Source organism: Pseudoduganella sp. LjRoot289 (assembly GCF_964252925.1).
Lineage (GTDB): Bacteria > Pseudomonadota > Gammaproteobacteria > Burkholderiales > Burkholderiaceae_D > Rugamonas.
Genome location: NZ_CAXUPN020000002.1, coordinates 116,237 through 128,790 on the forward strand (window position 1 = coordinate 116,237; position 12,554 = coordinate 128,790).

The window sequence follows — 12,554 nt, forward strand, 5'->3', positions numbered from 1 at the left end:
ATGGTGTACGCCACCTACCACGACCTGGCTGAAAAGACCGTGGTCGTCACCGGCGGCGGCACAGGCATCGGCGCCACCATGGTGGACGCTTTCGCCAAACAGGGCGCGCAAGTGGTGTTCCTCGACATCGCCGAGGAAGCCTCGCGCGAGCTGGAGCAAAGCCTGGCCGGCGTGGCGCGCCCGCCGAAGTTCCTGCGCTGCGACCTGACCGACGTGGAGGCGCTGGGCGCGACCTTTACCGCCATCGAGCGCGAATTCGGCACGGTCGACGTATTGATCAACAACGCGGCCAACGACAACCGCCACAACGTCAAGGACGTCACCGAAAAGTACTGGGACGACAGCCTGGCCGTAAACCTGCGCCACCAGTTCTTCTGCGCCCAAGCCGTGGCGCCGGGCATGAAGGCCAAGGGCGGCGGCGCCATCCTCAACTTCGGCTCGATCTCCTGGCACCTCGCGCTGCCGCAGCTGTCGCTGTACATGACGGCCAAGGCCGCCATCGAAGGCTTGACGCGCGGCCTGGCGCGCGACCTCGGCCCGGACGGCATCCGCGTCAACACCGTCATCCCCGGCTCGGTGAAAACGCCGCGCCAGATGGCGCTGTGGCACTCGCCGGAAGATGAAGCGGCGATCCTGAAGGCGCAGTGTCTGCACGAGCGCGTGGAGACCGAGGACGTGGCCGCGCTGGCGCTGTTCCTGGCCTCCGACAACGCCGCGCGCTGCTCGGGCCGCGACTACTTCGTCGACGCCGGATGGTACGGCGCATGAAGCCGGAGGCAAGCATAATGCAAGCACAGTGCATCTGGGAGCTGGGCGCGCACCTCGGCGAGGGGCCGTTCTGGCACGCCGCCGAAGCGGCCCTGTACCTGGTGGATATCAAGAGCCACCGCCTGCACCGCTGCGCCGAGGACGGCAGCGCGCGCCAGAGCTGGGACATGCCCGAAGCGATCGGCTTCGCCCTGCCCATGCACGGCGGAGGCCCGAACGGGGACCTGGTATGCGGCCTGCCCGGCAAGCTGCTGCGCTTCACGCCGGCCACGGGTGAATTCAAGCCGCTGCTGGAACTGGAAGCCGACCTGCCGGGCAACCGCCTGAACGACGGCTACGTGGACAGCCACGGGGCGCTGTGGTTCGGCTCCATGGACAACGGCGAAAGCGAACCCACCGGCTCGCTGTACCGCATCAACGGCAGCGGCGCCCTGCAGCGCAAGGACAGCGGCATCGTCATCACCAACGGCCCTTGCCACAGCCCGGACGGCAGCACCTTCTACCACACCGACACGCTGGGCAAAACGGTCTACGCCTACGATGCGGAGCCGGACGGCACGCTGTCGAACAAGCGCGTGTTCGTGCACACGGCCGCACCGGGCCACCCGGACGGCTCCGTGGTCGATGCCGACGGCTGCGTATGGGTAGCCATGTTCAGGGGCGCGCGCGTGGACCGCTACTCGCCGGCCGGCGAGCTGCTGGCATCCATCGCCTTCCCCTGTTCCAACATCACCAAAGTGGCTTTTGGCGGCGCCGACCTGCGCACCGCCTTCGTGTCCACCGCCTGGAAAGGCCTGTCCGACGAAGAACGCGCCGCACAGCCGCAGGCCGGCGGTGTATTCTCGTTCCGGGTGGAGACCCCTGGACAGCCGCAATATCAATACAAAGGAAGTTCGCAATGACGAATGCAGTGAACACCAATCGCCGCTACCGCTCGCAAGACTGGTTCGACAATCCAGACCATATCGACATGACCGCGCTGTACCTGGAGCGCTTCATGAACTACGGCATCACGCCGGAAGAACTGCGCAGCGGCCGCCCCATCATCGGCATCGCGCAGTCGGGCAGCGACATCAGCCCGTGCAACCGCATCCACCTGGAGCTGGCCAAGCGCGTGCGCGACGGTATCCGCGACGCGGGCGGCATCGCCATGGAATTCCCGCTGCACCCGATTTTTGAAAACTGCCGCCGCCCGACCGCCGCCATCGACCGCAACCTGGCCTATATGGGCCTGGTGGAAATCCTGCACGGCTACCCGATCGACGCGGTGGTGCTGACCACCGGCTGCGACAAGACCACGCCGGCCCAGATCATGGCCGCGTCCACCGTGGACATCCCGGCCATCGTGCTGTCCGGCGGCCCGATGCTGGACGGCTGGCTGGACGGCGAGCTGGTAGGCTCCGGCTCGGCCATCTGGAAAGCGCGCCGCCGCCTGGCCGCGGGCGAAATCGACAACGAGAAATTCCTGCAGATCGGCGCCGCCTCGGCGCCGTCGGCAGGCCATTGCAACACCATGGGCACCGCCTCCACCATGAACGCCATGGCCGAAGCGCTGGGCATGTCCCTCACCGGCTGCTCGGCGATTCCGGCGCCCTACCGCGAACGCGGCCAGATGGCCTACGAGACCGGCCGCCGCATCGTCGAGATGGCGAAACTCGACATCCGCCCGTCCAGCATCCTGTCGCGCGAAGCCTTCCTGGACGCGATCGTGGTCAACGCCGCCATCGGCGGCTCCACCAACGCGCAGCAGCACATCGTGGCGATGGCGCGCCACGCCGGCGTGGAGCTGCATTCGTCCGACTGGATGGAATACGGCCACGACGTGCCGCTGCTGCTCAACATGCAGCCGTCCGGCAAATACCTCGGCGAGCGCTTCCACCGCGCAGGCGGCGTGCCCGCCATCATGTGGGAACTGCAGCAGGCGGGCAAGCTGCGCGCCGAGCGCCCCACCGTCACCGGCAAGACCATGGCGGAAAACCTGGCGGGCCGCGAATCGAACGACCGCGAGATGATCACGCCGTTCGCCGAGCCGCTGAAAACCAAGGCCGGCTTCTTCGTCCTGAAGGGCAACCTGTTCGACTTCGCCATCATGAAGACCTGCGTCATTTCCCCGGACTTCCGCGCCCGCTACCTGCAGCGCGCCGGTTCGGAAAACGTCTTTGAATGCCGCGCCGTGGTGTTCGACGGCTCCGGCGACTATCACGCACGCATCAACGATCCGGCGCTGAATATCGACGAGGACTGCATCCTCGTGATCCGCGGCGCAGGTCCCGTCGGCTGGCCCGGCTCGGCCGAGGTGGTGAACATGCAACCGCCGGATGCGCTGATCAAGCGCGGCATCCTGAACCTGCCGACGCTGGGCGACGGCCGCCAGTCCGGCACCTCGGACAGCCCGTCCATCCTGAACGCGTCGCCGGAAAGCGCCGTGGGCGGCGGCCTGGCCTACCTGCGCACCGGAGACACCATCCGCGTCGACCTGAACACGGGCCAGTGCGATATGCTGGTCACCGAAGATGTGCTGGCGGCGCGCAAGGCCGAAGGCATACCTGCGATCCCGGCCAGCCAGACGCCGTGGCAGGAGCTGTACCGTTCCACCGTGGGCCAGATGGAGGATGGCGCCTGCATGGAACTGGCGGTGAAATACCGTGGTGTAGCGGAGACCCTGCCGCGCCACAATCACTAAGCAGGCAACCAAGCAAGCCGCAGAATAAGTCGTCAATAATAAAACCACCTTATCCTTGAGGAGACCGAAATGATGAACTCGAAACTGAAAGCCGCAGTCCTGGGCGCGCTGTTCGCACTGAGCAGCGGCCTGGCCCACGCCGACGCGAAGAATCCCAAGATCGGTTTCTCGATCGACGACCTGCGCGTTGAGCGCTGGGCGCGCGACCGCGACTACTTCAACGCGGAAGCGGAGAAGCTGGGCGCCAAGGTATTCGTGCAATCTGCCGACGCCAGCGAGCAGCGCCAGATCGCCCAGATCGAGAACCTGATTTCGCGCGGCGTGGACGTGCTGGTCATCGTCCCCTACAACGCGACCGTGCTGAACAATGCCATCCGCGAGGCGAAGAAGGCCAAGATCAAGGTGCTCTCTTACGACCGCCTGATCCTCAACGCCGACATCGACGCCTACATCTCCTTCGACAACGCCAAGGTCGGCGAGCTGCAGGCGCAGGCCGTGGTGGCGCTGAAACCGAAGGGCAATTACTACCTGCTGGGCGGCGCGCCGACCGACAACAACGCCAAGATGCTGCGCGAAGGCCAGATGAAGGTGCTGCAGCCGCTGGTGGACAAGGGCGACATCAAGATCGTCGGCAAGCAGTGGGTGAAGGACTGGAGCGCGTCCGAGGCGCTGACCATCGTCGAAAACGCGCTCACCGCCAACGGCAACAAGATCGACGCCATCGTCGCCTCCAACGACGGCACGGCCGGCGGCGCCATCCAGGCGCTGACGGCGCAGAAGCTGAGCGGCAAGGTGCCGGTGTCCGGCCAGGACGCCGACCTGGCTGCCGTCAAGCGCGTCATCGCCGGCACCCAGGCCATGACGGTCTACAAGCCGCTCAAGCTGATCGCGCAGGAGGCGGCCAAGCTGGCCGTGCAACTGGTGCGCAACGAGAAACCGTCCTACAACTCGGCTTACGACAACGGCATGAAGAAGGTCGACACGCTGCTGCTCAAGCCCGTGCCGCTGAACAAGGCCAACGTCAACCTCCTGGTGGAAGACGGCTTCTACACCAAAGCCCAGCTCTCCACCAACTGACGGCGACGAGCATGGCCGACTATCTTCTGGAGATGAAGGGCATCGTCAAGCAGTTCGACGGTGTCCGGGCGTTAAATGGCATAGACATAAAGATGAAGGCCGGTGAATGCATCGGCCTCTGCGGCGAAAACGGCGCCGGCAAATCAACGCTGATGAAGGTGCTGTCCGGGGTCTACCCGCACGGCACCTGGGACGGCGAAATCCTGTGGAAGGGCGAGCCGCTGCGCGCCCAGTCGATCCGCGACACGGAGGACGCCGGCATCGTCATCATCCACCAGGAGCTGATGCTGGTGCCCGAGTTGTCGGTGGCGGAGAATATCTTCCTCGGCAACGAGATCACGCTGCCCGGCGGACGCATGGACTACGCGGCCATGAACCGCCGCGCCGGCGAGCTGCTGGCCTTCCTCAACATCCACGACGTGAACGTGGTGGAACCGGTGAAGCAGTACGGCGGCGGCCACCAGCAGCTGATCGAGATCGCCAAGGCGCTCAACAAGCGGGCGCAGTTGCTGATCCTGGACGAACCGTCGTCGTCGCTGACGGCCTCCGAGATCGAAGTGCTGCTCCGTATCATCCGCAAGCTCAAGGCCGAAGGCGTGACCTGCGTCTACATCTCGCACAAGCTCGACGAGGTCGAAGCGATCTGCGACACCATCGTGGTGATACGCGACGGCCAGCACATCGCCACCACGCCGATGAGCGAGATGAACGTCGACCGCATCATCGCGCAGATGGTGGGGCGCGAGATGAACCAGCTTTACCCGCAGCGGCAGCATGCGCCCGGCGAAGTGGTGTTCGAGGCCCGCAACATCAGCTGCTACGACGCCGACAACCCGGCGCGCAAGCGGGTCGACAACATCTCCTTCTCGCTGCGCAAGGGCGAGATACTCGGCATCGCCGGCCTGGTCGGCGCGGGGCGCACGGAACTGGTGTCGGCCATCTTCGGCGCCTACCCCGGCGCGCACGAGGGCGAGGTGTGGCTGGAAGGCCGCCAGCTGGACACCGCCACGCCGCAGAAGGCGATCAAGGCCGGGCTGGCGATGGTGCCGGAAGACCGCAAGCAGCACGGCATCGTGCCGGACCTGAGCGTGGGGCAGAACATCACGCTGTCGGTGCTGGGCGAGTACGCGCGCGGCACCAGGATAGACCAGGAAGCGGAGCTGAAGACCATCAAGAGCGAGATCGCCAGCGTGCGCCTGAAGACGGCCAGTCCCTTCCTGCCGATCACCGGCCTGTCGGGAGGAAACCAGCAGAAGGCGGTGCTGTCGAAGATGCTGCTGACGCGGCCCAAGATCCTGATCCTGGACGAGCCCACGCGCGGCGTCGACGTCGGTGCCAAGTTCGAGATCTACCAGCTGATGTTCGACCTGGCCAAACAAGGCATGTCCATCATCATGGTGTCGTCCGAGCTGGCCGAAGTGCTGGGCATCTCCGACCGCGTGCTGGTGATAGGCGAAGGCAAACTGCGCGGCAATTTCGACAACGACAACCTCAGCCAGGAAACCGTGCTGGCCGCCGCGCTCGACCAGGCATAACGGCCATGGCGGGTTACGTCGCTGCGCTCCTAACCCGCCCTACATGAATCGACGAGGCACCGTAGGACGGGTTAGCGAAGCGCGACCCGCCAGGCGCCGCCGACAAAACAAGAGACAAGCCATGAACATCAAAAAGCTATTCACGCAGTACAAGATGCTGGCCCTGCTGATCGCCATCGCGCTGATCTGGGGTTACTTCAGCATGAAGACCGACGGCGGCTTCATCTCGCCGCGCAACCTGTCGAACCTGATGCGCCAGATGGCCATCACCGGCATCGTCGCCTGCGGCATGTCGCTGGTGATCATCGCCGGCGAGATCGACCTCTCGGTCGGCTCGCTGCTCGGCCTGCTGGGCGGCGTCGCCGCCGTGCTGGACGTGACGCACCATCTGCCGCTGCCCCTCAACCTGCTGCTGGTGCTGGCCTTCGGCCTGCTCATCGGCCTGTTCAACGGCTACCTGACGGCCTACCTCAGCATCCCCTCCTTCATCGTCGGCCTGGGCGGCATGCTGGCCTATCGCGGCATCGTGCTCGGCGTAACCGGCGGCACCACCGTGGCGCCGGTGTCGGACGACCTGGTCTACCTGGGCCAGGGCTATCTGCCGGCGCAGCTGGGCGTGCTGCTCGGCCTCGCCCTGTTCGCCATCGCGATCGCCCTCACCTGGCAGCAGCGCCGCAACCGCGCGCTGCACGGCCTGGAGACGGCACCGCTGTGGCGCGACGCGGCCAAGGTCGCGGCCATCGGCGCCATCGTGGCCGCCTTCGTCGTCACGCTCAATTCCTACGAGGGCATTCCGCTGCCGGTGCTGCTGCTGCTCGCGCTGCTGGGCATCTTCACCTACATGACCACGCAGACCGTGTTCGGCCGCCGCGTCTACGCGGTGGGCAGCAATATGGAGGCGACCCGGCTGTCCGGCATCAATGTGAAGGCGGTCAAGCTGTGGATCTTCGGCATCATGGGCTTGATGTGCGCGCTGGCCGGCGTGATCAACACCGCGCGCCTGGCTGCCGGCTCGCCTTCGGCCGGTACCTCGGGCGAACTCGATGCGATCGCGGCCTGCTTCATCGGCGGCACGTCGATGCGCGGCGGTTCCGGCACCGTGTACGGCGCGCTGATCGGCGCACTGGTGATGGCCAGCCTCGATAACGGCATGTCCATGCTCGACGTGGACACTTACTGGCAGATGATCGTCAAGGGCTTCATCCTCACGCTGGCCGTGTGGATCGACGTCAGCACGCGCTCCGGCAAACGCTAAAAAACTATAACAACGACGGATACAACACTGTGATGAACAAACCGACATACAAGCGCAGGCAATTCCTTTCCACGGTGGGCGGCCTGGCCGGCATGGCCGCCCTGCCCGCGCCAATGGCATTCGCGGCGGCGGCGGGCCCGCTGTACAAGAACCCGGCCGCCCCCGTGGCCAAGCGCGTGCAGGACCTGCTGGGCCGCATGACGCTGGAGGAAAAAATCGAGCAGATGCAATGCGTCTGGTACGACAAGAGAAGGATAGAAGATGGCGGCGAATTCTCGCCCGCCAAGGCCAGCCAGCTGCACCCGCACGGCATCGGCATGCTGGGCCGCCCGTCCGACCGCCAGGGCGACGCCGCGCCGGACGGCGCCGCAGGCGACAGCGGCCGCCGCGTCAACCGCAACGCACTGGAAACGGCGACCTATGTGAACGCGGCGCAGAAGTGGGCGATGGAGCAGACCCGTCTCGGCATCCCGATGTTTACGCACGAGGAAGCGCTGCACGGCTACGCCGCGCGCGACGCCACCAGCTTCCCGCAGTCGATCGCGCTGGCCTCGTCCTTCGATCCGGACATGGTGCGCAAGGTGTACGGCGTGGCGGCGCGCGAGATGCGCGCGCGGGGCTCGAATTTCGCGCTGGCGCCGGTGGTGGATGTGGCGCGCGAACCGCGCTGGGGCCGCATCGAGGAGACTTACGGCGAAGACCCGCACCTGTGCGGCGAGATCGGCAAGGCCGCCGTGCTGGGTTTCCAGGGCGAGAGCAAGCAGCTGGCCAGGGACAAGGTCTACACCACGCTCAAGCACATGACGGGCCACGGCCAGCCGGAAAGCGGCACCAACATCGGGCCGGCCGAGATCACCGAGCGCACGCTGCGCGAGGACTTCTTCCCGCCGTTCGAAAAGCTGGTGAAGGAGACCAACGTCGCCGCCATCATGCCCTCGTATAACGAGATCGGCGGCGTGCCCTCGCACGCCAACCGCTGGCTGCTGCACAAGGTCACGCGCGAGGAATGGGGCTTCAAGGGGCTGATGGTGTCCGACTACTTCGGCATCAAGGAACTGGTCACGCGCCACAAGCTGGCCGCCGACGCCAAAGAGGCGGCGCTGCGCGCCATCAAGGCCGGCGTGGACATCGAAACGCCGGACGGCTTCGGCTACAAGGAACTGGCCGCGCTGGTGAAGGAGAAGCGCGTCTCGATGGCGGAGATCGACGCCATGGTGGCCCGCATCCTGGAGCTCAAATTCAACGCCGGCCTGTTCGAGAACCCGTATGTGGACGCGGGCATTGCGGACCAGCTGACCGCCACGCCGGACGCCGTGGCGCTGGCGCGCGAGACGGCGCGCCGCTGCGCGGTGCTGCTGAAAAACGACAAGGGCGTGCTGCCGCTCGACCCGAAAAAAGTGGGCAAGGTGCTGCTGCTGGGCACCCACGCCAAGGACACGCCCATCGGCGGCTATTCGGACGTGCCGCGCCACGTGGTCTCCATCTACGAAGGCCTGAAGGCGGAAAGCGAAGCGCAAGGCTTCGCGCTGGCCTACGCCGAGGGCGTGCGCATCACCGAAAGCCGGGTATGGGGCGCGGACAAGATCGACTTCACCCCGAAGGAAAAGAACGCGCAGCTGATCGCCGAGGCGCTGGAGGCGGCCAGGACGGCCGACACCATCATCATGGTCCTGGGCGACAACGAGCAGACCAGCCGCGAAGCCTGGGCCGACACCCACCTGGGCGACCGCGAGACGCTGGACATGCTGGGCCAGCAGAACGACCTGGCGAAAGCCATCTTCGACCTGGGCAAACCCACCGTGGTGTTCCTGCTGAACGGCCGGCCGCTGTCGGTCAACCTGCTGGCCGAGCGCGCGCCGGCGCTGATCGAAGGCTGGTACCTGGGCCAGGAAACCGGCCACGCCGCGGCGGACCTGCTGTTCGGCCGTGCCAACCCGGGCGGCAAGCTGCCGGTGTCGATCGCGCGCAGCGTGGGCCAGCTGCCCATCTTCTACAACCACAAGCCGTCGGCGCGGCGCGGCTATATCGACGGCTCCACCAAACCGCTGTATCCCTTCGGTTTTGGCCTCAGCTACACGACATTTGCGATTTCCGAGCCGCGCTTGTCGAAAGCGGCCATCCGCGTTGGCGACGCCACGCAAGTGCTGGTGGACGTGCGCAACACCGGCGCCGTGGCGGGCGATGAAGTGGTGCAGATCTACATCCGCGACGACGTCAGTTCCGTCACGCGGCCGGTGCTGGAACTGAAGGCCTTCAAGCGCGTGACGCTGGCGCCGGGCGAATCGCGCACGCTGACGTTCGACATCAAGCCGTCCGACCTGTGGTTCTACAACATGGAGATGAAGCGCGTGGTCGAGCCGGGGTCGTTCACCATCCACGCGGGCCCGAACAGCGCGGAGTTGAAATCGGTGAAACTGATGGTGAGCTGAAGCAAGCCGCCCTTGTGTTCGCCAGCTCACAGACAGCGGCGGCGCAAGGGCGCATCCTCGGCGGGACCATCCCCTTGAAAGTGCCGCCATGCTCCCCCCTGTTTCGAACGCGGAATCCAACGCCGTTCCGCCTGTCCAGCAAGCCGCCGCCGCGAGCGCCGTTGACGCGGCCAATGCCGCCGACGCGGCTACCGCAGCCACCGCCATTTCCCTGTCCCCCGCCGCCACTGTCGAGTTCTCCGACCTGGCGCAGTTCATCTCCACCGTGGGGCTGACGCGCAGGCAGCTGCTGGAACTGCAGGGCACACCCGACGCGCCCGAGCCGACCGCCGCGCAGTTGCTGCTGCTGAGCGAGGCCGCCGGCAACCTGCGGCTGTCATTCAACCAGTTGCCGGCCGCCTCGACGGACCTGACGCCGCTGCTGACCAATGCTGACGGCAGCGGCAGCACGCTGACCGAGAGCCTGCTCGACACGCTGCGCCGGCAAGGCGCCGCCGCAGGCCGCGGCGGCCCGCTGACGGCGGGCACGCTGGCCGGAATCGGCATCACCCTCGATCCGCTGGCGCCGGCTTCGGCCGCCGATATCCTGAACGTGGACGAGCAGGTGCTGGCGGCCGCTTTCAATATCGACCGGGAAGGGACGCTGGACCTGCTGACGCGCACCAACGACCAGTTCAGCGCTCTTGGCAGCACCCTTGCACGCCAGGCCAGCGCGATAGCCGCCAATGGCGAAGCTGCAGCCGCCGCAGCCGCCGCCTCTGCGGAAGCTGCGCTGAGCAACGGCGAGAGTGGCGACCTGCAGCCGGCGACAGCCGCATCGCAAACCAGGCTGGCTGACCAGGCGCTGCGTGACGCCATCGCCCAGTCCACCGAACCGGCCAGTTCCGGCGCGGCGCCAGCTGATACGCTCGCGCAGACGCAAACCGAGCTGCTGCGCCAGCAGCAGCTTGATGCCGCGCGCCAGGCGCTGGCTGAGCAGAGCAGGAGTGCGCTCGACGAAACGCAGGCCGGGCGGCTGGCCGCGAACCGCGCGGCGCAAGAGCGTCAGCTCAACAGCACAGTGGAAGAAGACCTCGCGGCCACAGCGCTGGCGGACCGCATGGAGAACGAACGGCTGGCCCAACAGCGCGAGGACGCCGCCACGGCGCAGGCCATCCTGAACGACCGTCTCGACAACGAACGCGTTGCCGTCCAGCGCCAGCAAGCGGCAACCCGGCCGCGCGACACCGCAACGGAGGCCGCCCGCCTCTCGGCGCAGCGCACCGAATCCGACCGCCTGGCCACCGAAAGCCAGGCGCGCGCGACGCTGCCCGAAGACCAGGCCAACGCAGCCGCCCCCGCCACCCAGCGCGCCGCCGAGGCCCGCCTGGCAGCCGAACAGCAAACCGCCCGTGCCCAGACTGCTATTGCGCAAAACCTGCCCGGCCAGCCCGCCACCCGCCAAGCCGCGTTCAGGACCCAGGCCGAGCAGGCCGCCACATTGGCAGCGGGCGCCAGCGCGTCCGCCGAAGCTGCCGAAGCCGCAGCCGATGCCGCTGCCCAGGCCTCCGCCCAACTTGCCGCCCAACAGCGCGCAGCCGCCGCCCAAGCCGCCAACCGGCCGCAGGCGCCCAACGCTGCCGATCCGGCTCTCGCCGCCGCCATCGCCGCCTACGGCGCCGCCAACATGGCCGCCGCAGCGGGCGCCCACCCCGGCCCGCCCCAGCTCCGTGCCGACCGCGTCGCCCCGGTAGCGCCAGCCAGCGCGGTCACGCCCGTGCAGCCAGCCGACATCGGCGGCGGCGACACGGCGCGCACGCAACGATGAAGGCCCGCCTCCATCGCCCGAATCGACCACCCTGGGGGTTTTCTGCAATAATCGACCATCAATTGACCTTCAATCGACCACGCGAGCGCCCCGCATGCCGAATACCAGCAAACGCGCTTTCCTGCTGAGTTGCGCCCTGCTAGCCAGCCAGGCCATGCGCCTGCCGGCGGCGCACTCCGCGCCGCAGACGGTGACGCTGCTACTGGGCGACACGCTCGACGCCAAGGGTAAGCAGAAACCGCTGCCGCCCTGGCGCCGCAAGCTGTTCGACTATCTGGAGCAGGAGCTGAACATCCGCTTCGAGATCAAAATCTATCCCTGGCCGCGCGCCGAGCGCAATGCCCTGAACGGCACAGGCCTGATTTTCGGCCTGCCGAAAACCGCCGACCGCCTGCGCGAACTGCACTACTCCGACGCCGCATCCAGCAACACGCTGTGGCTGGTGACCCGCAGCGACGCCACCTTCCCCTTCCAGGGCATCCAGGATTTGCGCGGCAAAACCCTGGGCGCCGTGCGCGGCTACAGCTATGGCGACGAGTTCGAACGCGAGCGCAACAAGCTGTTCCGGGTGGACGACGAAATCGCCTCGCGCGCCACGCGCTTGCAGCGCCTGCTGCTCAAACGGGTGGACGCCGTGCTGCTGTACCAGCCCAGCGGCGAAAGCCAGCCCGAGATCGAAGCCCAGCTGCAAACCTTCATCCAGCCCTACCTGAAGGACCTGTCCGTGCCGCCCGGCGTCACCCTGAGCGTGCGGCCCAAGCCACTGCATGCGGACACCGGCCAGTTTTTCGCCGTCGCGCGCGCGCATGACGACGGCCTGATCGAGCGCATCAACGGCGCCCTGGCCCGGCAACGTAAAGTGGCGCAGCGCTGAGGAAAACGGCCCGGCAAGTTTCAGTTGCCCTGCCCCGCCCACTTGGCGATAATGCAACCGCACATCGACCACAAGGAGACGCAATTGAATTTGAAACTGACCACGGGCGCGCTGGCCCTGCTGGGC

9 protein-coding genes are annotated in these 12,554 nt (G+C 66.8%); all 9 read left to right on the forward strand.

Going from position 1 to position 12,554, the window contains the following annotated elements; all coding sequences use genetic code 11:
* Positions 1–768: an SDR family NAD(P)-dependent oxidoreductase gene (locus tag ACSQ8Y_RS28795; RefSeq protein ID WP_436270115.1), complete on the forward strand. Its 768-nt coding sequence runs from the start codon at positions 1–3 to the stop codon at positions 766–768.
* 17 nt (positions 769–785) lie between these two features.
* The gene (locus tag ACSQ8Y_RS28800) at positions 786–1,670 is read left to right on the forward strand and encodes an SMP-30/gluconolactonase/LRE family protein (protein ID WP_436270007.1); all 885 of its coding nucleotides are present in this window, start codon (positions 786–788) and stop codon (positions 1,668–1,670) included.
* A complete protein-coding gene (locus tag ACSQ8Y_RS28805; RefSeq protein ID WP_436270008.1) occupies positions 1,667–3,451 on the forward strand; it encodes an IlvD/Edd family dehydratase in 1,785 nt (594 codons plus the stop codon). The genes ACSQ8Y_RS28800 and ACSQ8Y_RS28805 overlap by 4 nt, the downstream gene beginning before the upstream one ends.
* A gap of 72 nt (positions 3,452–3,523) precedes the next feature.
* Positions 3,524–4,528, forward strand: coding sequence for a D-xylose ABC transporter substrate-binding protein (xylF, locus tag ACSQ8Y_RS28810; protein ID WP_436270116.1), 1,005 nt, complete (start codon positions 3,524–3,526; stop codon positions 4,526–4,528).
* An 11-nt stretch (positions 4,529–4,539) separates the two neighbouring features.
* The gene (gene xylG / locus ACSQ8Y_RS28815; RefSeq protein WP_436270009.1) at positions 4,540–6,063 is read left to right on the forward strand and encodes a D-xylose ABC transporter ATP-binding protein; all 1,524 of its coding nucleotides are present in this window, start codon (positions 4,540–4,542) and stop codon (positions 6,061–6,063) included.
* A gap of 121 nt (positions 6,064–6,184) precedes the next feature.
* Complete coding sequence (locus ACSQ8Y_RS28820; RefSeq protein WP_436270010.1) at positions 6,185–7,318, forward strand: sugar ABC transporter permease; 1,134 nt, start codon at positions 6,185–6,187, stop codon at positions 7,316–7,318.
* Positions 7,319–7,350: 32 nt separating this feature from the next.
* Complete coding sequence (locus tag ACSQ8Y_RS28825; RefSeq protein WP_436270011.1) at positions 7,351–9,747, forward strand: glycoside hydrolase family 3 N-terminal domain-containing protein; 2,397 nt, start codon at positions 7,351–7,353, stop codon at positions 9,745–9,747.
* A gap of 88 nt (positions 9,748–9,835) precedes the next feature.
* Positions 9,836–11,554 carry a hypothetical protein gene (locus tag ACSQ8Y_RS28830; protein WP_436270012.1) on the forward strand — a complete coding sequence of 573 codons (1,719 nt, stop codon included), beginning with the start codon at positions 9,836–9,838 and terminating at the stop codon, positions 11,552–11,554.
* A 94-nt stretch (positions 11,555–11,648) separates the two neighbouring features.
* Complete coding sequence (locus ACSQ8Y_RS28835) at positions 11,649–12,428, forward strand: substrate-binding periplasmic protein (RefSeq protein WP_436270013.1); 780 nt, start codon at positions 11,649–11,651, stop codon at positions 12,426–12,428.
* Positions 12,429–12,554: the final 126 nt, after the last annotated feature.

Bases quoted from the DNA above. Each gene is read 5' to 3' on its own strand.
- ACSQ8Y_RS28795 (WP_436270115.1), top strand. From the start codon at position 1: ATGGTGTACGCCACCTACCACGACCTGGCTGAAAAGACCGTGGTCGTC.
- ACSQ8Y_RS28800 (WP_436270007.1), top strand. From the start codon at position 786: ATGCAAGCACAGTGCATCTGGGAGCTGGGCGCGCACCTCGGCGAGGGG.
- ACSQ8Y_RS28805 (WP_436270008.1), top strand. From the start codon at position 1,667: ATGACGAATGCAGTGAACACCAATCGCCGCTACCGCTCGCAAGACTGG.
- xylF (WP_436270116.1), top strand. From the start codon at position 3,524: ATGAACTCGAAACTGAAAGCCGCAGTCCTGGGCGCGCTGTTCGCACTG.
- xylG (WP_436270009.1), top strand. From the start codon at position 4,540: ATGGCCGACTATCTTCTGGAGATGAAGGGCATCGTCAAGCAGTTCGAC.
- ACSQ8Y_RS28820 (WP_436270010.1), top strand. From the start codon at position 6,185: ATGAACATCAAAAAGCTATTCACGCAGTACAAGATGCTGGCCCTGCTG.
- ACSQ8Y_RS28825 (WP_436270011.1), top strand. From the start codon at position 7,351: ATGAACAAACCGACATACAAGCGCAGGCAATTCCTTTCCACGGTGGGC.
- ACSQ8Y_RS28830 (WP_436270012.1), top strand. From the start codon at position 9,836: ATGCTCCCCCCTGTTTCGAACGCGGAATCCAACGCCGTTCCGCCTGTC.
- ACSQ8Y_RS28835 (WP_436270013.1), top strand. From the start codon at position 11,649: ATGCCGAATACCAGCAAACGCGCTTTCCTGCTGAGTTGCGCCCTGCTA.